This is a genomic window from Ligilactobacillus sp. LYQ135, assembly GCF_053711055.1.
Map to the genome: position 1 here is coordinate 1 of NZ_JBSJYT010000009.1, position 24,140 is coordinate 24,140.

At 29.2% G+C, this 24,140-nt stretch carries 33 protein-coding genes; 2 read left to right on the forward strand and 31 right to left on the reverse strand.

Annotation, left to right across the window (positions count from 1 at the left end):
• Positions 1-462: 462 nt before the first annotated feature.
• The 19 genes from ACWCL1_RS07275 to ACWCL1_RS07365 all read right to left on the reverse strand — a co-directional run bounded on the left by ACWCL1_RS07275 (position 463) and on the right by ACWCL1_RS07365 (position 14,381).
• Positions 463-1,038: a tyrosine-type recombinase/integrase gene (locus tag ACWCL1_RS07275; RefSeq protein WP_454546245.1), complete on the reverse strand. Its 576-nt coding sequence runs from the start codon at positions 1,036-1,038 to the stop codon at positions 463-465.
• 171 nt (positions 1,039-1,209) lie between these two features.
• Positions 1,210-1,914, reverse strand: a complete 705-nt coding sequence (locus ACWCL1_RS07280; RefSeq protein ID WP_454546246.1) for a DNA methyltransferase — start codon at positions 1,912-1,914, stop codon at positions 1,210-1,212.
• Positions 1,915-1,916: 2 nt separating this feature from the next.
• Positions 1,917-6,323, reverse strand: a complete 4,407-nt coding sequence (locus ACWCL1_RS07285) for an Eco57I restriction-modification methylase domain-containing protein (RefSeq protein ID WP_454546247.1) — start codon at positions 6,321-6,323, stop codon at positions 1,917-1,919.
• A 149-nt stretch (positions 6,324-6,472) separates the two neighbouring features.
• Positions 6,473-6,715 (reverse strand): hypothetical protein, encoded by a 243-nt coding sequence (locus ACWCL1_RS07290; RefSeq protein ID WP_454546248.1) that lies wholly within the window; start codon positions 6,713-6,715, stop codon positions 6,473-6,475.
• A 56-nt stretch (positions 6,716-6,771) separates the two neighbouring features.
• Positions 6,772-7,425: a hypothetical protein gene (locus ACWCL1_RS07295; RefSeq protein ID WP_454546249.1), complete on the reverse strand. Its 654-nt coding sequence runs from the start codon at positions 7,423-7,425 to the stop codon at positions 6,772-6,774.
• Complete coding sequence (locus ACWCL1_RS07300) at positions 7,341-7,601, reverse strand: hypothetical protein (protein WP_454546250.1); 261 nt, start codon at positions 7,599-7,601, stop codon at positions 7,341-7,343. Before ACWCL1_RS07300 ends, ACWCL1_RS07295 begins: the two co-directional genes overlap by 85 nt.
• A 603-nt stretch (positions 7,602-8,204) precedes the next feature.
• Positions 8,205-8,456: a hypothetical protein gene (locus ACWCL1_RS07305; protein WP_454546251.1), complete on the reverse strand. Its 252-nt coding sequence runs from the start codon at positions 8,454-8,456 to the stop codon at positions 8,205-8,207.
• Position 8,457: 1 nt separating this feature from the next.
• The gene (locus ACWCL1_RS07310) at positions 8,458-8,787 is read right to left on the reverse strand and encodes a hypothetical protein (protein WP_454546252.1); all 330 of its coding nucleotides are present in this window, start codon (positions 8,785-8,787) and stop codon (positions 8,458-8,460) included.
• Positions 8,778-9,743, reverse strand: coding sequence for a hypothetical protein (locus ACWCL1_RS07315; RefSeq protein WP_454546253.1), 966 nt, complete (start codon positions 9,741-9,743; stop codon positions 8,778-8,780). The genes ACWCL1_RS07310 and ACWCL1_RS07315 overlap by 10 nt, the downstream gene beginning before the upstream one ends.
• Positions 9,706-10,089, reverse strand: coding sequence for a hypothetical protein (locus ACWCL1_RS07320; protein ID WP_454546254.1), 384 nt, complete (start codon positions 10,087-10,089; stop codon positions 9,706-9,708). The genes ACWCL1_RS07315 and ACWCL1_RS07320 overlap by 38 nt, the downstream gene beginning before the upstream one ends.
• Positions 10,086-10,472, reverse strand: coding sequence for a DUF1310 family protein (locus ACWCL1_RS07325; RefSeq protein WP_454546255.1), 387 nt, complete (start codon positions 10,470-10,472; stop codon positions 10,086-10,088). Before ACWCL1_RS07325 ends, ACWCL1_RS07320 begins: the two co-directional genes overlap by 4 nt.
• Positions 10,473-10,542: 70 nt before the next feature.
• Complete coding sequence (locus ACWCL1_RS07330) at positions 10,543-10,932, reverse strand: DUF1310 family protein (protein WP_454546256.1); 390 nt, start codon at positions 10,930-10,932, stop codon at positions 10,543-10,545.
• Positions 10,933-11,119: 187 nt separating this feature from the next.
• Entirely contained in the window at positions 11,120-11,428 is a 309-nt protein-coding gene (locus tag ACWCL1_RS07335; protein ID WP_454546257.1) for a hypothetical protein, read from the reverse strand.
• 15 nt (positions 11,429-11,443) lie between these two features.
• Positions 11,444-11,731 carry a hypothetical protein gene (locus tag ACWCL1_RS07340; RefSeq protein WP_454546258.1) on the reverse strand — a complete coding sequence of 96 codons (288 nt, stop codon included), beginning with the start codon at positions 11,729-11,731 and terminating at the stop codon, positions 11,444-11,446.
• Between the two features lie 970 nt (positions 11,732-12,701).
• Positions 12,702-12,878, reverse strand: a complete 177-nt coding sequence (locus tag ACWCL1_RS07345; RefSeq protein WP_454546259.1) for a hypothetical protein — start codon at positions 12,876-12,878, stop codon at positions 12,702-12,704.
• A gap of 31 nt (positions 12,879-12,909) precedes the next feature.
• Positions 12,910-13,152 carry a hypothetical protein gene (locus ACWCL1_RS07350; protein WP_454546260.1) on the reverse strand — a complete coding sequence of 81 codons (243 nt, stop codon included), beginning with the start codon at positions 13,150-13,152 and terminating at the stop codon, positions 12,910-12,912.
• Entirely contained in the window at positions 13,137-13,754 is a 618-nt protein-coding gene (locus tag ACWCL1_RS07355) for a helicase HerA-like domain-containing protein (RefSeq protein WP_454546261.1), read from the reverse strand. Before ACWCL1_RS07355 ends, ACWCL1_RS07350 begins: the two co-directional genes overlap by 16 nt.
• Positions 13,755-13,778: 24 nt before the next feature.
• On the reverse strand, positions 13,779-14,168 hold the full coding sequence (locus tag ACWCL1_RS07360) for a hypothetical protein (protein WP_454546262.1): 390 nt from the start codon (positions 14,166-14,168) through the stop codon (positions 13,779-13,781).
• Between the two features lie 69 nt (positions 14,169-14,237).
• Complete coding sequence (locus ACWCL1_RS07365) at positions 14,238-14,381, reverse strand: hypothetical protein (protein ID WP_454546263.1); 144 nt, start codon at positions 14,379-14,381, stop codon at positions 14,238-14,240.
• 273 nt (positions 14,382-14,654) lie between these two features.
• Between ACWCL1_RS07365 and ACWCL1_RS07370 the strand changes: the two genes are divergently transcribed.
• The gene (locus ACWCL1_RS07370; protein WP_454546264.1) at positions 14,655-16,040 is read left to right on the forward strand and encodes a DHA2 family efflux MFS transporter permease subunit; all 1,386 of its coding nucleotides are present in this window, start codon (positions 14,655-14,657) and stop codon (positions 16,038-16,040) included.
• Positions 16,041-16,152: 112 nt separating this feature from the next.
• On the opposite strand, the gene ACWCL1_RS07375 is transcribed toward ACWCL1_RS07370, so the two are convergent.
• Both ACWCL1_RS07375 and ACWCL1_RS07380 read right to left on the reverse strand, forming a co-directional pair.
• The gene (locus tag ACWCL1_RS07375) at positions 16,153-16,305 is read right to left on the reverse strand and encodes a hypothetical protein (RefSeq protein WP_454546265.1); all 153 of its coding nucleotides are present in this window, start codon (positions 16,303-16,305) and stop codon (positions 16,153-16,155) included.
• Between the two features lie 26 nt (positions 16,306-16,331).
• Positions 16,332-16,631 (reverse strand): DUF961 family protein, encoded by a 300-nt coding sequence (locus ACWCL1_RS07380; RefSeq protein ID WP_454546320.1) that lies wholly within the window; start codon positions 16,629-16,631, stop codon positions 16,332-16,334.
• Between the two features lie 185 nt (positions 16,632-16,816).
• On the opposite strand from ACWCL1_RS07380, the gene ACWCL1_RS07385 reads away from it, so the two are divergent.
• Entirely contained in the window at positions 16,817-17,566 is a 750-nt protein-coding gene (locus ACWCL1_RS07385) for a hypothetical protein (protein WP_454546266.1), read from the forward strand.
• A gap of 127 nt (positions 17,567-17,693) precedes the next feature.
• Here ACWCL1_RS07385 and ACWCL1_RS07390 read toward each other — a convergent pair whose 3' ends face one another.
• From ACWCL1_RS07390 to ACWCL1_RS07435, 10 genes are all read right to left on the reverse strand, one after another.
• Positions 17,694-18,152 (reverse strand): HXXEE domain-containing protein, encoded by a 459-nt coding sequence (locus ACWCL1_RS07390; protein WP_454546267.1) that lies wholly within the window; start codon positions 18,150-18,152, stop codon positions 17,694-17,696.
• 234 nt (positions 18,153-18,386) lie between these two features.
• Entirely contained in the window at positions 18,387-18,851 is a 465-nt protein-coding gene (locus tag ACWCL1_RS07395) for a hypothetical protein (protein WP_454546268.1), read from the reverse strand.
• Positions 18,844-18,987: a hypothetical protein gene (locus ACWCL1_RS07400; protein ID WP_454546269.1), complete on the reverse strand. Its 144-nt coding sequence runs from the start codon at positions 18,985-18,987 to the stop codon at positions 18,844-18,846. The genes ACWCL1_RS07395 and ACWCL1_RS07400 overlap by 8 nt, the downstream gene beginning before the upstream one ends.
• A gap of 30 nt (positions 18,988-19,017) precedes the next feature.
• A complete protein-coding gene (locus tag ACWCL1_RS07405) occupies positions 19,018-19,167 on the reverse strand; it encodes a hypothetical protein (protein WP_454546270.1) in 150 nt (49 codons plus the stop codon).
• Between the two features lies 1 nt (position 19,168).
• Positions 19,169-19,540, reverse strand: a complete 372-nt coding sequence (locus ACWCL1_RS07410) for a DUF1310 family protein (protein WP_454546271.1) — start codon at positions 19,538-19,540, stop codon at positions 19,169-19,171.
• 464 nt (positions 19,541-20,004) lie between these two features.
• On the reverse strand, positions 20,005-20,667 hold the full coding sequence (locus ACWCL1_RS07415) for a hypothetical protein (RefSeq protein WP_454546272.1): 663 nt from the start codon (positions 20,665-20,667) through the stop codon (positions 20,005-20,007).
• 17 nt (positions 20,668-20,684) lie between these two features.
• The gene (locus tag ACWCL1_RS07420) at positions 20,685-21,539 is read right to left on the reverse strand and encodes an ATP-binding cassette domain-containing protein (protein ID WP_454546273.1); all 855 of its coding nucleotides are present in this window, start codon (positions 21,537-21,539) and stop codon (positions 20,685-20,687) included.
• On the reverse strand, positions 21,520-21,903 hold the full coding sequence (locus ACWCL1_RS07425) for a GntR family transcriptional regulator (RefSeq protein WP_454546274.1): 384 nt from the start codon (positions 21,901-21,903) through the stop codon (positions 21,520-21,522). The genes ACWCL1_RS07420 and ACWCL1_RS07425 overlap by 20 nt, the downstream gene beginning before the upstream one ends.
• Before the next feature lie 200 nt (positions 21,904-22,103).
• Positions 22,104-22,706 carry an SAP domain-containing protein gene (locus ACWCL1_RS07430; protein WP_454546275.1) on the reverse strand — a complete coding sequence of 201 codons (603 nt, stop codon included), beginning with the start codon at positions 22,704-22,706 and terminating at the stop codon, positions 22,104-22,106.
• Between the two features lie 545 nt (positions 22,707-23,251).
• The gene (locus ACWCL1_RS07435; RefSeq protein WP_454546276.1) at positions 23,252-24,031 is read right to left on the reverse strand and encodes a DUF805 domain-containing protein; all 780 of its coding nucleotides are present in this window, start codon (positions 24,029-24,031) and stop codon (positions 23,252-23,254) included.
• Positions 24,032-24,140 lie beyond the last annotated feature (109 nt).

The following is a 24,140-nucleotide window of genomic DNA, read 5'->3' on the forward strand; positions in this document are numbered from 1 at the left end:
AATCTTATCGGCAATCACTTCTCCCTGTTTAACCGTATATTTATCTGCTCGGGGTAAAGTTTTACTTTCCTGACGCTGATCCGCTAACGCTTGAGCTAAACTAGCATCGTAGTGATAATTACGAAACCTTTTGGGCAACTTACGTTGCTTCGTGGAATGATAATCTTGAAAATGTTGCACTCGCCGAATTTCACGGTTAATCGTCCATTCTGGACGATTAACCGTGAAATTCGGGCAATTTCTGCCATATTATGAAGTGTGCTTGATTCCAAAGGACATCAATTTGACATCGTTCATAGTAAGTCAACGGGTGATAAAAATGCGGGTTAGCGTGAATCAACATGTATTCGGTCAACGGATCGTAATGAGCATTCAAATTCAAACACCTTGCTTTCTAATAAATTCAAAAACCAACTTCAATAATTAATAACGATAAAATTATTGATTATTATAAAAAAGCGGTTATTTAAAATCAATCGTATCTAGCAAAGTTTGTTGGTTAATATCATCTAAGCCCAAATAAGTTAAAGCCCTTTTTTCACTAGTATAATTTAGTAACTTCATTACAAAAGCAATATTATGATGTGTTTGTTGATAAATTTGATAAGCGCCCGTTTTACGCATGGTATCCGTACCTAAATAATCTAAATTTAATAAATTACCGATTTTTTGCATAATTTTATAATACTGATGTGGACTTAAAGGTTTTTGTTGATTTTGCATGGAAGGAAATAACCACGTTGAATTAATCTGACGAGTTTCACGCCAAAGGCGGTAGCGGACTAAATCAACTTCAAGCGGATCTAAATATAGCGCAGTTGATGAATCCAAATAAGCATTCAATTTAACCTTGCCTTGTTCATCAAAAACGTCATGATAACGTAAATTAAGGACATCAGATACTCTCAATAAGGTAACTTTACCAACTTGAAAAATAATATAGTTACGCATTCCATACTGAAATTTATCTAATAAAGTATCTTCAATTTGTTTTAAAGTTTGTTTATCTTTAATTGGTAATACCTTTGTTCTCTTCATAAAATAACTTCCTCATAAATTTTTCTAAAAAAAATCGCATCAATTTTGATGCGATTAATGAAAGCCACTGATAAATAAAGGAATTAAATTTCTCTTAACATTATATTTAGCACATATTAGTCTAACTAAAATATCAAAAGAAATATTCAATTTAAAATAAAACTATCATTACTAGATTTCTTCTTTTAACTCTTTATAAACGTCTTCAAAACTAACGACTTTATATTTATATTGTACAGTGTCCATATTCACTGAATCATCATCTAGACAGAATAAATCTAATTGTTCCGTTTTATTTTGGTTTCCATACAACGGTTCATCTTCTCCACTTATTATTGAATCAAAAGTATACTCAATCCGGCTAATTTTTTTAACTCCATATTTTTCAGGAAGTTGTTTCCATTCACTAAATATTATCGGTGAACCATCCTTTTTTTTCCGTGTTAATGTGTCGCCTTGTACCATGTTAGATTCAATAATCACTTGTGCGCTTTTTAGAACCTTTTTATTATAGTTTTTATTAAATTTCTTTACATCACTCTGATATATATTTTTAAAAGTGGACATCATATTTATTCTAAGATGCCTCAAATTATCTGAGAGTAATTCAATACCGTATAAAGAAGATATTGCTAATAATGTATTGTAATCGTAGTCTTTAATATTATCGCTTTTTTTATAAGCAACATCCATTTTTCTTTTTAATAATTCAATCAAAAATGCTCCTTCACCAGCAGCCGGTTCTAAAAAAGTAGCAGATAAATTATTAATTTTTTCCTGAACTTCTGGTTGATTTAACATTAAATTTACAGTTGATAGTGGAGTAAAAACTTCACCATGTTTTTTCACTCTTTTATCAGATTTACTAAATTTCACCACTAGCGCATCTCCTGCACATTTTTTTCAATAAAATCTATTTCCTTATCAGATAAATTATATTTTTTATACAATTGATTATCAATTTCTTTAATAGATTTTTCCCAATTAATATCTGATTTTTCTGAAAAATTCTGCTTTGGCACTAATTTCCAACTTGTTGCACCATTTCTTGGAGTTACCTTTAATATGCCTAATATTCCTCTTGAAAATTTAGTTTTAATATACTTAAGTGCATTTTTAGCTTCAGATTTTGTAGAAAATGCTCCAACACTAATAAATGTAGCAGTATGACCTGTTTTAGGACCTGCAATAAATGGCTTTGTTATTTTCTCTCCAAATTTTCCGCTACCATTCGCACCTGGCATTAAAATTTTATAACTCATTAAATTATCATGTTTTCTAATATATTTAGGATCTATGAATTTTTCAACTCGCTCATTATTTTCTCTTCCATATATACCAATAAGATCTTTGCTATTAATATTATTTTCATTTATAAAAATCTCAGGTAATATAGAAAATATATTAGAGCTAACATCCTTTTCATGCCCTTTACTTGTTTTTTCAGTCACTTTAGGAAAGTCCTTTAGTAAAACATCACTAAAATGATATGAATCTTTAGAATATATAATGCTACTCATTGAATCTTGAAATTTTATATCATAAAACTGTTGAGCTAATTTATTCAATTCGGCATATTTTGTAAAAATTTTTATCTTACCATAATTTTCATTTTTATTGAAAAGTGAAATAACTACTCCCCCTTTTATATCAGTATTAGGAAAAATATTTTTGCTCTCAGCTTCATATTTTATAACCTTAAAATGAGGATTATTTAACATCTTTTCGTTCCATTTTTTTGGTGTACTACCAGCATTAAATAAAAATCTAGCAGGTGTTATTAATACCGAAATATCTGCCAATGAATATGCCAAATTCATAAATAAATTATAAATCGGTTTAGCATAGGAATCATTTGCACCATAGCTATTATCCTGATATGGCGGATTTCCAACTACTACATCAAACTTCATTACATTAAATTCCTCTTTTACTCTTCTTACTTCATTTTCTATGTCATTTTTTGAATCATCAATAATATTTTCAATATATTTAATATTTGTGGAATAGTTCTTAAATCCACATAATGTTCTTTCAGTAATCGTTTTTGCCATAGGAGTCTTGGCAATAACGTAAATATTTTTTTCTAATATTGATTTCCAAATGCGTTGCTCATCTTCTAAACTAAATTTTCCAGCAGTATATTCATTTAATTTTTCAAACTCCTTGTGATAAAAAGAAGTCGCCATATACAATGGATATAATCCTGTTTTAGAATTAATTTCTAAAATTTTACGGCTATCTTCAAAGACGTTATCTGTTAATTCATTTTGAATCCAGTGCATTGCATTCTTACCATCTACCGTTGTCTTATCAAACTTATCATCAAAAAACGATAATCCCCCAACAGTTTTACCCAGTTGCATATTTACAACTTTCCAAGGAGTTAAAACGGTTTCCTTATCTGGATTTTTAAATGTACTAAAAATTTCAGCAATTTTTTCTGTCCGCATTTCTGGATCAAGATTATCATATGCTTTAACTTTATTTCGAATAATATGTCCCGCTTCGATAAATACTTCAGTGTCATAGTATTTAATAAATTTTCTAAATAAACCCTTTGTTACTCCCTTAGGCATGAATTCTTTCCAAGACTCGTCATCGACTTTTTCTAAAAAAGAATTAATGTCAATATCCTTATCAACATCTAAATCCATTCCATAAATCATTAAAGGAATTCGGATAGAAACAGATCTTAAGATAGAAATCATCGTTTTTTTCTGTTTCTTTAATTCGTTAACTTTATCTATAACTGCTTGTTCTTCTGGAGTTCGATCTTTCTTTTGCTTTTTTCTTGCTTTTTCTGAATCGTCATACTCTTCATCTGTTAGATTTTGATTATTTATCTGAATTTCAACTGGCTTCTTTTCTTTTTTTGTTGTTCCAACGATTGCTTTTAAATTGTTAAAATCATTTAAATCAACATCATCTAACATTAAAAGCTCGTCACTATAAATTGAATCATCATCAAAGCCTGTTTTAACCGCTTTTTCAGCATATACTCTCTTTAACTTTGTAAGCAGACTATCCACATTATATGGCTTCATTCCTTGACCTTGTTCGCCAATAATCGGTAAGAAATTTAATAATTTCTTCATTTCTTTTTCTTGAACGCTACTGTTACGTTTACCTACACCAGTGTTTAAATTAGCTGATTCTGACATAATTTTTAAAGCTCGATCTGGCGCAAAATCAAAAATGTAAGCATTAGTTTTTCTACCAAATTTTTCATCTGAATATGGTGTTTGTGCTCTAAATGCAGCCTGTAAATAAGCCATTGGACTACTTGTATTAGATAAGAAAATGACGGCAGTCCATGGTTTTACAGTCACCCCTGTGGTTAACTTTCTAACTGTTAAAGTGATCGTCTTAGTTGACGATGGATCGTCTGTAATAACATCTTTTACTCGTTGAACATCATTTGCATTAGATTGCAAAGATTCATCATCAGCTCTACCATCATCTACAATATTAATGATTTTATAATTTTTAAAAACTTTATGATCCTGCATCAAATCTTTTAAAGCTCTTGCTGAAGCAACACTTGGAAGTAACCATAATGTATGGCGTAATTCATTTCTAAATTTTTCTGTTGAAAATGGATAATTAGTTCTACTATCTGGCGTAGTAATATTGTCTAAAAATTTTTTTACATTATGCTCATAAATAAATCTTCCAGTATTTTTATCAACTTTAAAGAACTCCATAAAATTAAAAGATTTATCTTCAATATTAATAAAGTGGGTATCATTAAAATATTTATTCATTTCAAAAGTGTACATTGAAACTTTTGGAATATCTTCATATGGATTTGTTTCATTGGGATGATCTTTATCCCACGAATACTTGGCACTTTGTTCCATAACATAGTCCCAAGTGTAAACTTCATCTTCATCATAATTATCTAAGATATTAAATGGAGTTCCCGATAATTGAAGGCATTTTGTATGATTTTTCCTAACTTTTTTTAAAACATTTTGAGCCAAACTAGTTTGCGTTCCCTCGTGCGCCTCATCAATAATAACTAAATCCCAGTTAATTTTAGCAATTAACTCATTTTTATCACCAACTTTTCCGCCAAAAATTTTAGAACCACGCAAATCCTGAATACTTGCAAAATAAATATATGGTTTTTCTGAATTAACTAAATTTTCAATTGACTCTCCCTTATTTTTTGATCCGTAATAATATCCTTCTTTAGAAAGCTCCATTTTATTAAAATCTTCAAACCAACTATCATCTACAACTGGTCGATGAGTCATGATAAGGACTTTGTTATACTTTTCTTCTTTTATTAATTCTAATGCCGTTAATGTTTTTCCAAAACGCATTTTTGCATTCCATAACATATCATTTTTATTTTTAAATGTATTTATGGTTTTTTTGATAGCTTCTTCTTGCTCTGGTCTTAGAATTATTTTTTTATATTTATTTTGTACCGAACTGTCTATTGAGCTTCTACCTTCTTTGACAGCTTTAATTGCTTCTTTAACAGTATCGACATTTGTTTCGTACCATTCTTGTCCTTGTACTCGATTAGACTTTTTTACGCCAGAACGTTTCAAAATATTATGAACGTCGTAATCTCTAAACCAAGATTTATTTTTTTTACTATATGCTAATTCTACCCACTGAAGCGTATGAGGCACCCCTGCGGTTTCCATATATTGATTGATACGATCATTAGCAGCCTTTTTTAGATCATCACTATTGGCACGGCTATCTATTTCCTCATCAACAGTAGCATCACCTACTTTTTCTAGCCCTTTATATGCTGGCCACATATTATCACTATTATCTGCGGTTTGAACGTAAATTACTTTTCGATCAGTAGTTTTATATAAATTATTATCTTTTGGTTCACTAAAATCGGGAGCGTCACTAATATCAAGATAATCTGTTGCAAACCAATGCAATAAATAATGTATCCTATATAAATTTCTTAAACCTGTATCTTTATCTGGCCTTTCTAACGTATGCGCTGCACTATTCCCCGTATTTTTTATTTTATAAAAGAAGTTAATAATATTTTTATCTTCAATCTTATTTAAGTTTCTCAATTTTTTTAAATTATCATTGAAAGTATCACGTTCGCCGATACTACAATGCTCTAAATCAAGCACTTTCTTAACTAAATTTTCAGCAATTTTACGTAACTTGGCCAATTCACCATCAAAATCTCCATTTACGTAGCATTCTTCTGCCGTAACTGCTGTATTATAAAATTCTTGTAAGTTTAAATTTTTTTGCAAAAAATTAAAGTTACTTTTAGTTACTGTTTGCATCACAATCTCTCCTGTACATAATTGTTAATCTACCTAAGATAATATTTTAGTATAGAAAACTAATATTATCTAGACTATAAATATAAAAAGAGGTAAAAAAACATACTTATATGAGATTGATATAATAAGTTTCACGCCAAAAATCAACTTCAAGTGGATCTAGATATAACACAGTTGATGAATCCAAATAAGCATTTAACAACCTTACCTTGTTCATCAAAAACATCATCATAGTGCAAACTAAAGACATCAGAAACCCATAATAAAGTAACTTTACCAACTCGAAAAATTGTATAATTCCGCATGCCATATTGAAAATGATTTAATAAAGTATCTTCAACTAATTTTAAAGTTAGTTTATCTTTAATTGGTAGAACTTTTGTTTTTCTCATAGAACATCTCCTTCATAAATTTTGATAAAAAAAAAGAGACCTAAGTTTCTTTTTCTTTAATAGCCTAAAGAACTAGCAGTAGCCTCTCCTTGAGTAATATATTCATTTACTTGTTCTTTTTGTTGTGCTGTTGAATAGTATTTGTTAATTAAATCATTCACATTATAAGTTGAACTTTGACCTCTACTTGTCGTAAAGGTAACTTCATTCCCATTAATTTGATATGATCCAGTTGAATCAGCTGTTCCTTGCCCTATTACATTATCTGTAATAAAAAGTCTTTGAGGACTTATTGGAGCATCAGCTTTATAAGCTTCCATATATGCAAGCATACCTATTACTTGGTTTGAAACATTTGCTGAACTATTTTGTGTAGCTGAATTTACACCAGTAGTAGAGTTGTTTGTACTAGTTACTTTTGAACTACTATTACCACTTTCATTTGTAGTATTACTGTTGTCTTGCTTTTCCTTTTGTGCTTTAGATGCTTCGTTAGGCGTTACTTTTTCTCCAAAAGATTTATTTTTATCAATTTTATCGCTATTGTTTAATGTTGCTTGAGCGGTCTCCTGTCCATTATCGACAGATAGTACTGCTTTATTTCCATGATCTTTGACATTAATTTTTAAAATTGTTCCAATCTGCAAAGTATAAGGATCATTAATATCATTGATTGATTCAATAACAGCTGGCTTAACATTAAAATGCATACCAATTGCCCAAATCTGTCTCCTTCACGAACTGTATAGGTTCCATCACTGTTTAAATTACCAATTTCGCTTGGAGTTTTAGCATGCCAAACACTATCAGCATTAACATTTGAAACTAAGCCAATTCCCAAAAGAGTAGCTAATGAACTAACTAAAATTAAATTGCTCTTTTTCATAAAATTACCTTCTAATTTATTTGTACAACTACGTTATAACACTACTGTCATAAAAAAGATAATATAGTCCCAGCAATTATTTTTTGACATTACAAAACATCATAGTTCAATATTAAATTGTGGCTCCTCGCCACACTCGCAAGCTGATGTCAGCTTGACCACATTTACCCCCGCCTAAAGGAGCGCGGAAAACAAATCTTTGTTTTCCCGGCCTTAAGGGTCTTTTGGTTTTGTGGTCAAGGGTTGCCTTTCCGCTTCGCTTCAAGCGTAATGCCCCTTGACTCTTAATTTAATCCGTTCAAGCGCTTTGCTTTGAACTAATACTTTAAAAAGGATTATAGATTTGGTAGCCCATATTTTTACCAAACTTATCAGCGAATTCTTTTAATTCCTTATTCAATAATTAAGTTGCTTTTTTCCATGAATGTTTAGTATTAAAATCTAATTCTTCTGTTTATGGAAATCCTGTATTCATATAATAATTACGGATATAATCTATTTTTTGTTCAATCGTATAAACATGATTATATTTATAAGTTCTTAAACCAGCATAACCTAATTGAACAACGCCTTAAAACTAGCATGATATTTATACTATATTATTTAACCTTTTAGTTTATCAATTTCTTTTTCTAAATTATTTCCTAATTGTTTTAACCACTTACCATCACTAATCGCTTCAATGCCTTTACCAACTTGTTCAATTTGTCCCCCTAACACACCTTTTTTCATGGTTACACTTCCGGTAGCTCCTCCTAGTTTCAACGCTACTTTTCCAATCGATGAAACTCCCATCACGACTTGAATTAAACGTTTTTCCGCTTCTTTCTTAACCTTTTTAGCATTAACACCCACTTTATTCTTCCTCCAATTTACGTACTTTCATTTGATATTCCATGTTTTCATCTTCAATCATTCGCTTAATTTTACGATATTCTGCTTGATACTCATCATGAACACTTGCTTTTACTTGTTCTACAAAATTCATACCTTGTCTTAAATTCATTTGACTATCTTCATCATCAAAAAGGCGATTAGCATAGTGATATGTAATTTGCTGTAAGTCTTCCAAATCATTCATTAAACGCTTTTCTTTGCGCTGTTCATCACTGATTTGTTCTTCCAACTTTTGCTTGGTTGCTTGATATTTTCGTTGTAATTCAACTTTTTCATCTGCTAATTCCATAAGCCAGCTACCTCTTCATCGCCTGCTTCAAATTGCGTTGCTGCTTGTTTAATCTTATCTGCAAACTGCGTTAAGCTTTCTTGGCGTTCTTCGACTTCTTTTTTGAGATTTTCCAAAACATCTTGTGGGTCAGTAACCATGGTTTTATGCGTTACTCCAACTTCTGCTAAAGCATCATGTACTTCTTGAGAACTTAAATCTCTTCCGATATCCATTGACGCATGCAATATCGCTTTCCAATCATCTTCAAACTCTTGCTTTTTCTTCTCTAAATCACTTTTAATTTCTTCTAACCCTTGATCGACATACGCTACCATACTAGCTGCCAAACCAATTACCCCTGCTGGTTTAATTTTAATTTTCACATCTCCAACATCTTCCATGCCTTCTGCTCCTAATTTTTTAGCAATCCATTTTTCTCCTAAATTAATAACATTCTTAATTCTAATCCCCATATTTTCTGGAGTTTCTAATAAATTTTTTAAATTACTTTGGGTCTTTAATTTGCCATTATCAAATTGATATCCGCCCCACATATGTTGGTTAACCGTATCACCATCTAAATATTGCGCCCCATCTACATGAATTAATTTCCCTACTGTAAACGGATCAAAACTAAAATATCCAAGTGAAACAAAATCTTGACTATCTTGATAGTTATAAACGCGATCTTTCATCTCCAACGCTTGTTGCGCATGCTCAAGCGATAAATCCGGAAAAATATTTGGTCCTTCGTATAAACATGCTCGCTTTATTCTATTAGGATATTTAGTTGCTGCAGTCGCATACTGTCCGTCCATTGAACCTAATGATTGCCCATAAACATATACTTCTGCATTCGGATATTCTTCACAAACCTTATCTAACGTTTTCGCTGATTCTTTTAACTGCGGTGTTACTTCATCTTTCTCACCAAAATTAGTCCCAGCCGCATAAGTTATTGCACCTATAAGCACTATTATGATTTACTTCAGTTGCCACTCCTACTTTTAAATCATTACCCAACCAATCGGCATTTCCATCTGCACTTCCGGGAGCATTTGAGCCTTGATAAACTACCGCTACCTGCTTCACATCTTTAGGGTCTTGATTATTTTCAGGCGTTACTACATACGCTTGCATACCTTCACAACTTGTATCATTGTTACCTTTTTCATCAAACCCATATTTCTCTTGCACATAGCCTGCTGTTTTACTACTATCTTTTCCTATTTTATAAGGCCGACCTACTTTATAATCCCCATATTCACCCCATGCAAAATCTACATTATCCTTATCAGTGTAATCATTCCAATTTTTCATTTATCTTCATCTCCTGTCCATTCATCTAATTTATTAGCACAAGTATACTCATAGCAATAAATATTTTTTCCACCATCATCACTTCTCAATGCCATCCCAAAATCTAAATTTCTATCATCATTAACATATCCGTTAAGCATAAATCCTCCCATCGGATTTTTTTTAACTGTATCCCATTCGTACGTAATCGACTTAATATGATGGTCTTTATCGCCATAACGTACTGCTTCATCCATTTCTTTTTGATGTTCTTTAGCAATCTTAATCATTTCTTCTTTTTCGCTCATTGGTTTCACCTTTCTTACGTTAGATACACCTACAATTGCTATTAAAGCAACGAATGCTCCCACAACAATTAATGTTATTTTTGTTCTTTTTTTCATATTAATCACCATCTTTATCGGTATAAGTACTCCAAGGCTTTACTTTTACATCTTCTTTTTTGCTAGCCATCTATTCCAGTCCTTTCCATTTGGCTAAAGTAGAATTACAGTGATGAACAGCACACTCAACTTTCCCATTATTTTTATCAAAATATATCTGAAAATCTAAATCTCTATTACCATTAACATATCCATTGACATAAAAACCACCCATTGGATTGTGCTTAACAGAATAGTATTCAAAAGTAATAGATTTTATTCGATGTCCATCATCACCACTACGAACATCTTTCTCCATATCCACCTTATGCTCTTTAGCAATCTTTATCATTTCTTGTTTTTGTTCAATATGATTCACAGTTAATCCACCTCCAAACACTAATAAAATAATTAAAGTTATTTTTGTTGATAACTTAGCATTTTTAATTTTATAAATTAATTTTCTTAATATATTTTTCATATTTGAATTATAGTATAAAATACATTTAATTGATAATTTAAAATCAAAAGTAACTTTATATACAATCAGCAACTAATAAAATACCGTACCTAGTGGCACGGTTAAGACATGTTCATTCTTTAAGATGATCAATTTCATACAATAAAAGATATAATATTACATTCTTTTTTATAACAATTAAATTTATTTAGTGAAACAATGAACCTACTGTCATTCCCATTCCAGATTTTCCAAGATAATTTTGAGCAATTTTATTAGAAATTTTAAATAATTTCTCATTTTCTTGATTTAAATGCAGTCTACCCTTTGACAACATGTAGATTCCTGAAAAGTCTTTAGTTAGATGTACTGCAGCTACATTTAAATCTTTTCTTCTTGCTAATTCTTGTGCAGTATTTAAAATTATATTTTTGATTCTATTTAAATAGATATCAGACTCATCATTTATAGAATTATAAGCTTTATCTAGTAATTCAAAGTATTCTATATTTTTCATAATAATATCCTTGTATTAAATATTATCTCCATATCTAATATCAGATATTTTACGTAATTTTTCTAATATTTGAGATTGTTTTTTATCTAAGAAAATATTATCTTGTTGGATCGCTTTAGACATTTCTAAATGAAAAGCATTTAGAATATAAGGTATAGGTCTATTAGGAGATTTTAATTCCTTGAGATATTTATCAACGATTATATATGATTGAGAATTTACATCTAAAGATTTAGATAAACATTCTAATAATTCAATAGCATTTTTACATCGTTCTATACCTCCAGAAAACCATCTTAACACGAGTATTCCTCCTATTTTCTAATAACTTTTGTACATATTATGCAATTTATCATAAACTATTGTATTACTTTTGTTGAAACCACATAATAGGACTAAATTTTCTATTATATACTTGAGCGATTTTAGCTACATATTTTTGCAATTCAATTACACTTTTAGGCGCTTTATATTTATGTGATATTAAGTAATCACTTAATATCACTACAATTTGTTCGTTTGCACCATTTTTAATTTTTTGATCAAAGCAGGCAAGTTGTCTTGCAGTTTCAGTATCCTGTTTTTTTCATATCGACAATTGCGGAGTATAAAAGTTGATGTAGTTTACTTGTATTATCCTTCATAATGTTACCTTCTCAATATATAATTATCTTACAATATATATCATTGCAAAATTTTTAGTATCTAATTCATACTCCTTAATAATTAAACTAGGATTTCTTTTAGATAATTTATAAATCCAAAATGTTTTAATTTAGACAAAATAAATATTTTGTTAAGAAACAAGAATTGTAAAAGTTGCTAATATCCATACTAGATATAGGTAATAGATTTCATCAATGAATTTTGATATAAAAAATTTTTTAAGCTCCAGTTGCTAACAACTTGATTAGTAATTATATCCATTATGAAAAACTGTAAAACAGCAATAAAGCCAAAAATAACACTGTAATTATAGAATTTAAATAAAATTTATCTTTTATAAAATTACTTCCTTTATTTTTTAAAATGGTCACTTTCATATAACTTTTTTTAATTACTTACTGAGAGAATTTCATCTTGATACTCGACATGATTTGTTTCTTTATCAACAATATATTGCTCTGTATACGTTGAATTATCACCCTTTTTTAAAGAAGTAACTGTAATTAAATAATTATTTCCTTCATCTGGATAATCATAAACAGTAATTTTACTATTTTTTGAAGTAATTCAATGCTTCATTTTTTCTTGTGCTTCGGATACATCATTATTAGTCCGTTTCATTTGGTTTAACGCCATTCTTAAAAACTAAAATCCGTTCTTTAACTTTATTTAACCTGTCTTTGCCACATTCAATCCGGTTATTCCATGTATGCAATTTTTGCATGGCTTGTTCTTTTTGATTTTGAATGGTTGTAATGACTTGTTTTGAAGTTACTATGTTCAAATGCCCACCGGTTAATTTTTGAATAATTTTATTACGATTCTTCCATGCGAAAATTTAAAATCAAATAAAAAATAAACGCATTTAAAAAGTATCCGGATAATGAGTTAGGTGGAGTAGTATCAGTCACACTTTGACAAAGATTTATTCCTAAAATTGCTAAAACTAATACCGCTTTGGAAATGAATAACATCATTACGTCCATTAGTCCTTTTTTAAAGAAACTATTGGAGTATTTAGGAATTAAACTTAATAGCGCCATCAATTGATCACGCATACCGTCTTCAAAGTATTTAGCTCTGGTCGTTGCATACCTGCTAAAAAGAAACCTAATTGACGTCCTAACAGAATAATTTGTTTCAACTGACCTAATACTTTAGTCTGTTCTTTATACTCCAAGTTGCTTAAGTAAGCAACATATTCATCAATGAATAAAACCTTCGGTTGCATTTCAAAAAAACGGTAATCTTTACCAATTCCACTAGAATCAACTAATTTTTGTTGATATTCCTTTTGACGTTCAACCATGACTTCATAAAATTCACGAATACACTTACCGCTTTGCCCACTAGTTGCAAAAACTTTTTCCTTTAAAATCGGTGCTTGATTTAATTGTGATAAATCTGACATTTTTGGATCACAAACATAACAATCAGCGCCTAAGTCAAGAAAAGCCTTTAATAGTGCTTGTAAGAAATAAGTTTTACCACCACCAGTAACGCCGGCAATTAAAGCATGCGGAAACTTGTTGTAATCCCAAACATAGCCATTCATTAATTCAATCTTTTCATTATTACTTTTAATCTGATCAATATTAATTCGTTTACTAATGGTATTAGTATTTAAACGATAGGCTTTATAGCCTTTTTCATCACGCACTTCAAATAAATCACCGTAAAGGACTTATTCTAATTGTTCGCCAATGTGATTAAATTTATCCTGATTCTTTTGTAAATCCATTGGAAACCTTACCGTAATGATATGATCTTTATATTGATAATAAGCCTTTGGAAAATAAATAATCTTCTCCCGTTTTTGATTATTTACTCTTGTTTTAGTTAAATACAACTTATTATCAACGATCATACGAGCTAATAATTGATGGTGCTTAACTCTAGAAAAGAAACCATTCTTTATTTCACTATGTTTATAAACAAATATTGTAATCATTAATCCTGAAACAACAATAATCAATGGTAAAACTACGTTTTTAACCGATAAAAAATTAGTGGGACTACGGGAATGTTCCCATAGCATTAACGCAATTCCACCAATTAAAAATGGCAACTCCATCAATAAGCAATACCATCAAATGATATTACGATGAAATTGCCGAATTCTAATTTCTTTCAAATGAAACATTTAATTCACCTTATTTCTTTGTGTCAGTTTAGTAACTTTATCAATACTTTTACTTAAACCATTAACAGTAATTTGGATTCCGACATGTGGTAAAAAATTGCTATTAGGAATCGCATAATTATTAGCTAATTTAACTTTTTTCATTTTAAAATCACATTATATTTAACTGCAGTAACGTGTCGATTAATTCTAACTTCTTCATCTTCTTTACCTTGAAATAACAATTTACAAAAAATAGAAGCTTTTAGAATTAAATATTCATTCGTGTTCTTCATTCCTTTCAAAAATTAAAAGAACTAAGGACTAACTCAACTCTTAAAAATATATATCAAAATTTTACTTACATGAATTTTTGAATTCTGATATACTAATCAACATGCTGAAAGCACTTATAAAGAGAGACAGGAGGAATTTTTAATGAATTATAATAAAATAAAACATCCATGGTTATCACTAATGGGACCTATCATTGGAGCATTTATTGGAATGTTTTCAGAAACATCTTTAAATATTGCCTTACCACAATTATCAAGAAGTCTAAATGTTGGCAATGCAACTCTTCAATGGATCGTAACAGGATATATGCTTATTATCGGAATTGTCCTTCCACTTTCAAGTTTATTGACAAAATGGTTTACAACTCGACAAATCATTACTACAGGACTTAGTGCATTTCTTATTGGAGCTATTATTTCAGCATTAGCTCCGAACTTTACTGTTTTATTAATTGGTCGAATGATTCAAGGAATCGGCACAGGTACAATCTTACCGCTAATGTTTACTATTGCAATGAACATTTTCCCACCACAAAAAATGGGAATGGCTATAGGTATATGTTCGTTAGTTATTATGTTTGCTCCAGCTATAGGACCAACTTTAACAGGATTTATTTTAGCTAAATTATCATGGAATTGGATTTTTTGGTCATTTATACCATTTATATTAATTGCTTTTTTCTTTGATTTAAAATTTTTACCAAATATAAGTAAAATTACACGTCCAAAAGTTGATTTTATATCAATAATTTTTTCAATTTTAGGCTTTGGATTAGTAGTTATGGGCTTTAGTTTTGCTGCTCACTTAGGTTGGATGTCACCACTTGTTTTGGGATGCTTAGCCATTGGTATTATTATTATTTTACTTTATATTCACCGTCAGTTAACTCATGAAAATCCAATTTTGAATTTACGAGTTTTCAAACATACAGCTTTTACTAAAGGAACATTACTCGTTATGCTTGACTTTGGAATTATTATTTCAGCAATGTACTTATTACCTCAATATATTCAACGAGGTATGTTAATTCCAGTTGCTATAACTGGTATTGTTATGTTACCTGGAGGAATCGTAAATGCTGTTGTTTCTGGACTTGCTGGTCGTTTATTTGACCGTTATGGTGCTAAAATTGTTGCAATTATTGGATTTATAATTGCAATTATTGGAGCAGCGATGTTTTTGATTACTTCGCCTCATTCAGCCATTGCATTTATTATTACTGCGCATATTATTTTGATGATTGGTTGTCCATTAGCAATGTCTCCCTCGCAAACACATGCATTAAATTCTTTGGACTTACACGAATCAGCTGATGGAAGTACAATTATCAATACGCTTCAACAAATTGTTGGTGCGATTGCTACTGCATTATCAACAAGTCTTTTACAACTTGGTTCACATGGGGCTACCACTCCTGTAGCATTTACAAATGGTGTTCACTATGGGATCATCTTTACAATTATTTTGGCAGTCATTGGATTACTAATTGCGATATCAATTAACAACAAAAATGAAATCCACCACTAAAAAAGCATTATAAATTTAAAAGCTTTTATGATTAGACATTTTTACCTAATTATAAAAGCTTTTTATTATCCAAAATGTATAGAAAATAATGATTAACAGTAAGATTATATTTTTAACTGATAAAAAAATTAATAGGACTACGGGCATGTTCCCATAGCATTAACGTAATCCCACCAACTAAAAACGGCAATTCCATTAATAAGCAATACCATAAAATGATATTACGATGAAATTGCCGAATTCTAATGCCTTTCAAATGGAGCATCTAATTTACCTTATTTCTTTTTTACCTTATTTCTTTGTGTCTGCTGTACTATTATTTGGTTTAGTAACCTTATCAATACACTTATCTTCCGCTAAATCATCTGCAGTAATCCGAATTCCGACACGTGATAAAAAATTATTATTTGGAATCACATAATTAGTGAACTTTGGCTTGACTAACTTAACTTTCTGACGAAAAGCAAAATCCTTTTCGGGTGTATCAGCTGGCAAAACCATCGTATAGGCTTGACGTTTAGCAGTTGAAAAAACTTTATACCGCCGGTCTTTGATTTTTCCAGTCAATTCACCGTTCTCATTAGTTCCAATATTTTGTCCCTTACTTTGTAAAAAATAAGTTTGTTAAAAGCTAATAGCAAATCCCCACTCTCTTCATATTCGACTTTACAAGGTAATTTTATAATTAAAAGAACATCAATAAAACGATATATAGTACTTTGTATAAATCTTTTCATGTATAATAGTATTGATAAAAATTAGAAAGGGATTTTTTTATGATTACATATCAAGGTTATGGAAATTCTAAAAAATCGGTTTTATGCTTACTGCCAGGTGCAGGCCTTGGACCGTGGGCTTATGAACAAATACTCCCACTAGTTACTCAAAATTTTTATGTCATTATTCCTAATGTCTTAACGAATTTCACGACTATAGATAATGCTATATATCAACTACATGAATTAATTAGTAAAAAATTCAATGGAAAGATACAGATATTGGCTGGATTAAGTATTAGAGCTCAAATTTCATTAAAATTAGTAGCGACATATCCTAACATATGTAATAAATTGTTATTAGAAAGTTGTGCGGCATTTCCCCAACCAATTTCTAAATTAATTAAACCATTGACTAATTTAAGTTATCCATTAACACGCTTGAGTTGTTTTAACAAATTACAAGCAGCAGCTTTGCATTTACCATCGAACGAATACAAATTTTATAACCAAGAAGTCAAAAAAATATCCAAGCAAACTCTGATTAATACATTAGTGGCAAATACAAATTTCAATGTTAAAAATTTTATTCCAATTAATTTTAAAGGGAAAACATTTATTATATATGGAACAAAAGAAAAAAATTTAATCATTAAATCAAGTTACTATCTTGTTCAAAAAATTGTAAATGCTGAAATAATTCCTTTAAAAAATTATCATCATGGCGAGCTTACATTAAAACATCCGTTTAAGTTTTCTAAAATTATAAATACGCTAAAAGATACTAATGTAAGAAAAAGAAAGTCCTAAAATATCACCTTTTACTAATACTAACTAAATACTTTCATGATGAATTTTCTGCTTTAATAAGCTATCTTGATTAAAAAATAGTTAAATTTATTAATTAGTTTTTTTTTAGTAATAAAAAATAGCATAACTATAAATTAATGATGATAAAAGTTAAACAAAATATGGTTATTAGTATAAAGTGGATCATACTAAAATTCCATATCAAATTAATCAAAATACATGTTATAAAAACGCCGCCTACTAATCCAGGAACGTATTTTTTCAAGTAAATTGATTGTACTATATGAAAAATTATATGAATATTATATGCACTCATAAATCCGGTATAAATTAAACTTGTAGTTTCATTTTTTTCGTATAAACATAAAAATGAAATTACAAGTAACAAGATAAATTCTTCAAACACGACACTAGCAAATTTAGCAGTTGATAAACTTGTAATTCTCCGATTAATTTTAATAATAGATTTTGGCAAATGAGAATGATGAGAAAACTTTCCAAATTTTTTAAAATAAATGATTTCTTCCATTTCATGAATCATAAAAATTGAAGGAAATATTGACATAACAAAAACTGTTTGTAGCATAGAATTTATCCTCCTAAAAAATTAAATTAATGATTCCTTGTTATATAAATTTAATTCTTTTTTGTGGCTTCTTGCCACACTCGCAAGCTGATGTCAGCTTGATCACATTTACCTCCGCCTTTCAGGAGCGCGGAAAACAAAAACTTGTTTTCTCGGTCTTAAGAGTCTTTTGGTTTTGCGATCAAAGGGTTGCCTTTTCGCTTCGCTTCAAGCGTTTTGCTTTGAACTAGTAGTTTAAAACGGATTATAGATCTGCAATCCCATATTTTTACCGAATTTATCAGTAAATTCTTTTAATTCCTTATTCAGCAACTGAGTTGTTTTTTTATCTTCGACTTTATTTCCAGAATCATAATCGTATATATTATTATCCTTATAGTAATGATTATAATCAATCATAATAAGTCCTCCACCAGAACATGCAACATCAAAATGTTTAGCCATTGCATCAGGGTCTAAAAGCTTTGCAGGAGAATATTCTACACTATTATTTTTAAATATCTTACTTTTTAATAATTTTTCATTTGTTCTTGGAAAACCTGTATACATATAATAATTTCTTATATAATTTATCTTTTGTGTGGTTGTATAAACGTGGTTATACATAAAGTTATGCGAACCAGCATATCCTAAGTACAACATAAGCAATATTAAAATTACCCGTAGTGTATTTATTAATATTTTTCTAGTTCTACTCATTATTGAATAACGCCTCAAATCCTGTATTTTTATTATTTAAATAATTTTTAAATTTCTTTTTAGCTCCTTCAATATCTTCTGCTGTTCCATCTGTGCTTAATAAAAAGTCTTCAGGCATTACTACGTACGCTTGCATATCTTCCTTGTATCATTGTTACCTTTTTCATCAAAATACATATTTCTCTTGCACATAGCCTGCTGTATGTTTATTATTCTTTTCACCAATTTTATATGGATTGCCTATATCAAAAGTTCCATATTCTCCTTTAGCAAAATCTATACGATCTTTATCTGTATAATTATCCCATTGTTTCATTTTATTGCCCTTCCCATTTATCAATAACATTTGAACATGTATACATTCGACATTCAATTTTACCATTGACTTTATCAATCATTAATCTTACAAACAATTCCTTATCGCCATTTACATACCCATTAATCATAAAACCGCCCATTGGATTTTTTTTAACTGTATTCCATTCGTACGTAATTGATTTGATATGATGGTCTTTATCGCCATAACGAACTTCTTTATCCATTTCTTCTTTATGTGCTTTTGCAACTTTAATCATATATTCTTTTTCACTCATTGGTTTCACCTTTCTTACGTTAGATACACCTATAATTGCTATTAAAACAATTATTATTCCTGTAACAATTAATATTATTTTTGTTCTTTTTTTCATACTAATCACCATCTTTATAACATTAAACAAAATACATTGATTCCAAGATTTAACTTGTTTAGCATCACTTTCAAAAGATATGTAATTGATTTGATGCGAGAATTTTTATCAGCATAACTAACTTTTTTACTTCATATTTTTTTATGTGTTTTTATTTAATCTGATTCAAGGTTAAGTCATACCAAATTATTAATAAAACAAAAGTTATTTTAGTTAGTATTTTTAATTTCCTTAGCTAATTTTTAATATTTTCATTATAGTATTAACAAATTCACTTGACAATTTGAAATTAATTTTTATAAAAAATACCATATTCAAATGATATGGAAGAAATGATTATTTTTAAATTACTTACCTAAATTTTATGAATTACGTTTCTATTTATTTGATCCTAATTAAGTTTATAAATATAAAAAACCGCCCTTACTTTGGACGGTAATAATTTATGTATTAGTTTTTGAATTTTACTTATCACGTATTTGCATTCTTTGAGCAAAAATAAATGAAAGACCAAACATTAGAATAACCCAAATGGCACTTGAAATATATAATGTTACATAAAAATTAGATACAAATAACTTATTTACAAAAGTAATAATTGATAAGTGAATATTAGATGTAGCCCATATATAAAGAAGATAGAATCCAATAACCATTACTAAAAGTTTACCAAGTCGGCGGAATAATGCAAAAAAACTACCAATCGCAAATAACGTAGACATTCCGACAAAAGTTCCGCAAATAATTGAAAAAATCATATTGGTAATTAAATTTACTGAAGCTTTTGCATCAAATACATGAGATGTAAAAATGCCATAAATAATTAAAACCAATGAGATTATCAAAATTTCTAAAAACTTACTCAACCAAAATGTTGTTCGTGAAAAATTTAATTGACTCGATAAACGATAGTCGCGATATTGTGTTAAAAGAATTGAGAACAATGCAATTGTAATTATCCCATTGATTAAAATATATCCGCATTCGATAAAAAATATTTTATCAATTGTTCTTCCACTAATAATTTCAAGTAAAATATAGGATCCTAAAATTAAAGTTAATGCTCCAAATGTCATTCGAAGTTTATTGCGATATGTACATTTCATTAAATTTAAAGTCTGTTTCATCTTCTTCTCCTCCTACTTTATTCTGTTAAAACATTAAATGCTGTTTGTAAGTCAACTGGACTAACATCAACTTTATCAGGAATTGACTTGTCAGTTAATTTATCTACATTAGTATTTACAATTAGTTGTTTTCCTAAGTCGATTTGATTAATCGTATCTGATGGATCAATTAAATCCCATATCATTGCCTTTGGACCTTTTAATTGAACAACTTTTTGTTGAATTTTATTAACTGGCTCTTTTAATAAGAGTTTTCCATCTTTAATAATTAATGCATCTTCCAGTAAATTTTGAACCTCATTGATTAAATGAGTTGAAATCATAAATATCCGTGGACGCTCATTATATGATTTTAATAATTCTTGATAAAAAATTTCACGTAATGTAGCATCTAAACCTAAAGTAGGCTCATCAAGAAAAATGATTTCAGCGTTTACACATAATGCAAGAATAATTTTAGCTGCTGTACGCAATCCCGTAGAAAGGTCTTTAAATTTTTGTTGTTCATTAATTCCAAAGCGTTTTGCAAGTTGATGTGCTTTTGAATAATCAAAATGATGGTATGCTATATCAGTATAAGAATACAAATCAACTATTTTTTCCCATCCATAATACATTTGAGTATTATCATTCATTAAATAAATCCGATGAAGTAAATCGTTATTTCCATGAATTTTTTGATTATCAATTAAAACTTCTCCTTGTTTAATTAAAAGTCGATTACAGATGCAATTTAATAGTGTACTTTTACCAACACCATTACGTCCTAATAATCCATATATCTTTTTGTCATTTAATTCAAACGAAATATCATTTAAAATTTTTCGTTTATGAAATGATTTTGATAAATTTTTAACTGTTAGTGTTGTCATTGCTATACCCCCGTTCAATCATTTCGAATAATTTTTGTTTTGAAATATTTAATTGTTGAGCTTCCGAAACCATTTTTTCAATGAAGTTTTGGTAAAAATCGTCTTGACGTTTATTAACAATTTTTTGATATGCACCCTTACGTACAAACATTCCCATTCCCCGTTTCTTTTCAATTAATTGATTATCAACAAGTAAGTTCATTCCTTTTAATACCGTTGCTGGGTTAACTTTTAATGCTTGCGAAAGTTGAGTTGTCGATGGAACTTGCTCGCCTTCAGTAAGTTCCTTTGTAAGAATCATTTCTTCAAGTTGTTTCGCAATTTGAATATATAAAGGATCTTCTTGATTAAATGTAAATTTCATAAATTCATTCCCTTCTCATTTCGATATAATTAGTTAACTACTTATGTAACTAAGTATATAATAATCTGAAATTTTGTCAAATTTTGGAAAAAATAACTTATATGAATTACTAATTTTTAACATGATTTATAGCTTTTTCACTATATTGTATGGCGCAGCAGTCTTTTAAATTATAATTTTTTACATCTTGATAAATATTTTTATTCTTTGATTAGAGCATTAATCTTTGATTGATACTTTTCTAATAATGAATGATGATAAACTTTATTGACTTTTTCAGACTTTTTAACTTGTTGCCACAGTAATGAAGCAATTTTCAACCTCTTATTTTTAAATCTTTTGGTTTGAGGATCCGCATAGAAAGCTTTAACGAATTGATTCCATTGATAAGTTTTTTCTTCTTTATTTACAACTCTATTATTGGAATCATGTGCTTTTACAAGGTCTGCAACTGTAGCGTTTACATCTTGATTTTGTTCTATTTCCCGCATTTTAATTGCCATTGATTTATTAAAAGAAAATTTATCAACATTATAATAATTTCGAAACCATCCACGTGCAATGTTATTGAATGAAAAACCTGATTCTAAAATTTTAGTATCTAAAGTAATTTCAGATAAACTTAAAGCATTTTTTCTACTAAAAATTCGCTCTGGTTTGATATTTTTCTCACCTTTTAAAAAGCGTTCGATATATTCTTGTAACTCTGCTTTAGTTCCATAAGTTGGTAAATGATATTTTCGGCAAAGCTCTTGTAACTCTGTTTTATACCAATATTGTGCTCTAAACTTATCAACTGTCATCTTTTTGTTACCCATTCTCATTATTATCCTCCGAAGAAAAGATTTTTCTTGCAACTAAAAAAATAAAATGTAATAATATAGTTGTAATAAAAAAGGAAGATGTACGGGTAATACATCTTCCATGAGATCCGTTTAAAGCGGTAACCAAATAATAGAATTTATTAACCGTTACTCAGTTAAAGTTGAGTGGCGGTTTTTTCTTTACTTATTTAAAGTGCTTGATCAACTCAATGATCAGTTGCACTAAGGTAATGGTTGCGGTGAAGACCGCAACCATTAAGCAAAGTGCCTGACCTGATAAACAGACACATCTTCTCCTCCTTTCTTTAGGAAGAGATAAACCAACAAAATTAAAATTTCATTGGCATCGCCTCCCTTCTGGGATTTGAAGACTACCGCTTTTCAACTTATCTCATTAATTATTATACTAAAAATCAAAACTCATCTCAATCAATTTTAGAACGTATGTTCATTTATATATTGCATTAAGAATCATTTTATAATTTTTTAGCTGCCTGCATTTAAAACATTGTAAAAAATACCGTTTAATTTTTGTCCAAACAATCTTTTGTCTGTAAACTTCCTGTTGGTTTGCAAAGAAAAATTAATAAAATAATCCCACAAATAGTATTAATTATGGGAACCATAATTAAAATTAAATAGATTAAATTCAATGTATAGTTCAACCAATTTTTCATGCCAATATCACGAAAACGACGCACATTAAGAGAAATTAATGGAATTGAAGTTGCAACTATAGGTATAATTGCAATAATCATCATGATAAAATATTTATCACGCAGACTATCATTAAAATAGCCAATCATTGGAATTATTGTATAAAAAATTAATATAAGTGTCATTTTCATAATTACATATGATAATATGCCCCAACCAAACATTTTTAAATTTGTTCGGTCTCTAAAATTAAATATATTATGAATAAAGTTTTTCCAGCCCTCAATAAAAGTTGGATTTTTTTCTTGTGAACCAATTACCACTTGTTTTTCAATCCCATTTGGAGAAAAAACGATAACATGTTTTTTAGAACTTAAGCTTCTTTTATATTTATTTGATTGCACTAAAGTTACAATACATATAATTGCACTTCCAATAAAGCCAACCCCACCGCCATAAATCCATATTACTGGAAGCCAGGTAACAGCATTTGAACCTATAGATAAATCACATAAAAAACCAAGTACCATTCCAATAAAAGGAAATCCAATAATTCCAATGATTCTTCCAAAACGACTACTATGTGGTGGAAGATATTGCATCATATAAATAGTATATGCAATTAGTATAACTAAAAGTGATAACATTTTCTTTCTCCTATTCAACTTGTAATTTTTTCATATCTTTTATGAATAAAATCAAGAAGCAATATGCTTCAGTGAAACTAGTTACAATAATTATTAAATCTTATAAGTA

Bases quoted from the DNA above. Each gene is read 5' to 3' on its own strand.
- ACWCL1_RS07275 (WP_454546245.1), bottom strand. From the start codon at position 1,038: ATGAAGAGAACAAAGGTATTACCAATTAAAGATAAACAAACTTTAAAA.
- ACWCL1_RS07285 (WP_454546247.1), bottom strand. From the start codon at position 6,323: ATGCAAACAGTAACTAAAAGTAACTTTAATTTTTTGCAAAAAAATTTA.
- ACWCL1_RS07290 (WP_454546248.1), bottom strand. From the start codon at position 6,715: ATGAGAAAAACAAAAGTTCTACCAATTAAAGATAAACTAACTTTAAAA.
- ACWCL1_RS07295 (WP_454546249.1), bottom strand. From the start codon at position 7,425: ATGCATTTTAATGTTAAGCCAGCTGTTATTGAATCAATCAATGATATT.
- ACWCL1_RS07300 (WP_454546250.1), bottom strand. From the start codon at position 7,601: ATGAAAAAGAGCAATTTAATTTTAGTTAGTTCATTAGCTACTCTTTTG.
- ACWCL1_RS07310 (WP_454546252.1), bottom strand. From the start codon at position 8,787: ATGGAATTAGCAGATGAAAAAGTTGAATTACAACGAAAATATCAAGCA.
- ACWCL1_RS07320 (WP_454546254.1), bottom strand. From the start codon at position 10,089: ATGAAAAATTGGAATGATTACACTGATAAGGATAATGTAGATTTTGCA.
- ACWCL1_RS07325 (WP_454546255.1), bottom strand. From the start codon at position 10,472: ATGAAAAAAAGAACAAAAATAACATTAATTGTTGTGGGAGCATTCGTT.
- ACWCL1_RS07330 (WP_454546256.1), bottom strand. From the start codon at position 10,932: ATGAAAAATATATTAAGAAAATTAATTTATAAAATTAAAAATGCTAAG.
- ACWCL1_RS07335 (WP_454546257.1), bottom strand. From the start codon at position 11,428: ATGAAAAATATAGAATACTTTGAATTACTAGATAAAGCTTATAATTCT.
- ACWCL1_RS07350 (WP_454546260.1), bottom strand. From the start codon at position 13,152: ATGCGTGATCAATTGATGGCGCTATTAAGTTTAATTCCTAAATACTCC.
- ACWCL1_RS07360 (WP_454546262.1), bottom strand. From the start codon at position 14,168: ATGGAGTTGCCATTTTTAATTGGTGGAATTGCGTTAATGCTATGGGAA.
- ACWCL1_RS07365 (WP_454546263.1), bottom strand. From the start codon at position 14,381: ATGAAAAAAGTTAAATTAGCTAATAATTATGCGATTCCTAATAGCAAT.
- ACWCL1_RS07370 (WP_454546264.1), top strand. From the start codon at position 14,655: ATGAATTATAATAAAATAAAACATCCATGGTTATCACTAATGGGACCT.
- ACWCL1_RS07375 (WP_454546265.1), bottom strand. From the start codon at position 16,305: ATGCTCCATTTGAAAGGCATTAGAATTCGGCAATTTCATCGTAATATC.
- ACWCL1_RS07385 (WP_454546266.1), top strand. From the start codon at position 16,817: ATGATTACATATCAAGGTTATGGAAATTCTAAAAAATCGGTTTTATGC.
- ACWCL1_RS07390 (WP_454546267.1), bottom strand. From the start codon at position 18,152: ATGCTACAAACAGTTTTTGTTATGTCAATATTTCCTTCAATTTTTATG.
- ACWCL1_RS07395 (WP_454546268.1), bottom strand. From the start codon at position 18,851: ATGAGTAGAACTAGAAAAATATTAATAAATACACTACGGGTAATTTTA.
- ACWCL1_RS07400 (WP_454546269.1), bottom strand. From the start codon at position 18,987: ATGCAAGCGTACGTAGTAATGCCTGAAGACTTTTTATTAAGCACAGAT.
- ACWCL1_RS07405 (WP_454546270.1), bottom strand. From the start codon at position 19,167: ATGAAACAATGGGATAATTATACAGATAAAGATCGTATAGATTTTGCT.
- ACWCL1_RS07410 (WP_454546271.1), bottom strand. From the start codon at position 19,540: ATGAAAAAAAGAACAAAAATAATATTAATTGTTACAGGAATAATAATT.
- ACWCL1_RS07415 (WP_454546272.1), bottom strand. From the start codon at position 20,667: ATGAAACAGACTTTAAATTTAATGAAATGTACATATCGCAATAAACTT.
- ACWCL1_RS07420 (WP_454546273.1), bottom strand. From the start codon at position 21,539: ATGACAACACTAACAGTTAAAAATTTATCAAAATCATTTCATAAACGA.
- ACWCL1_RS07425 (WP_454546274.1), bottom strand. From the start codon at position 21,903: ATGAAATTTACATTTAATCAAGAAGATCCTTTATATATTCAAATTGCG.
- ACWCL1_RS07430 (WP_454546275.1), bottom strand. From the start codon at position 22,706: ATGACAGTTGATAAGTTTAGAGCACAATATTGGTATAAAACAGAGTTA.
- ACWCL1_RS07435 (WP_454546276.1), bottom strand. From the start codon at position 24,031: ATGTTATCACTTTTAGTTATACTAATTGCATATACTATTTATATGATG.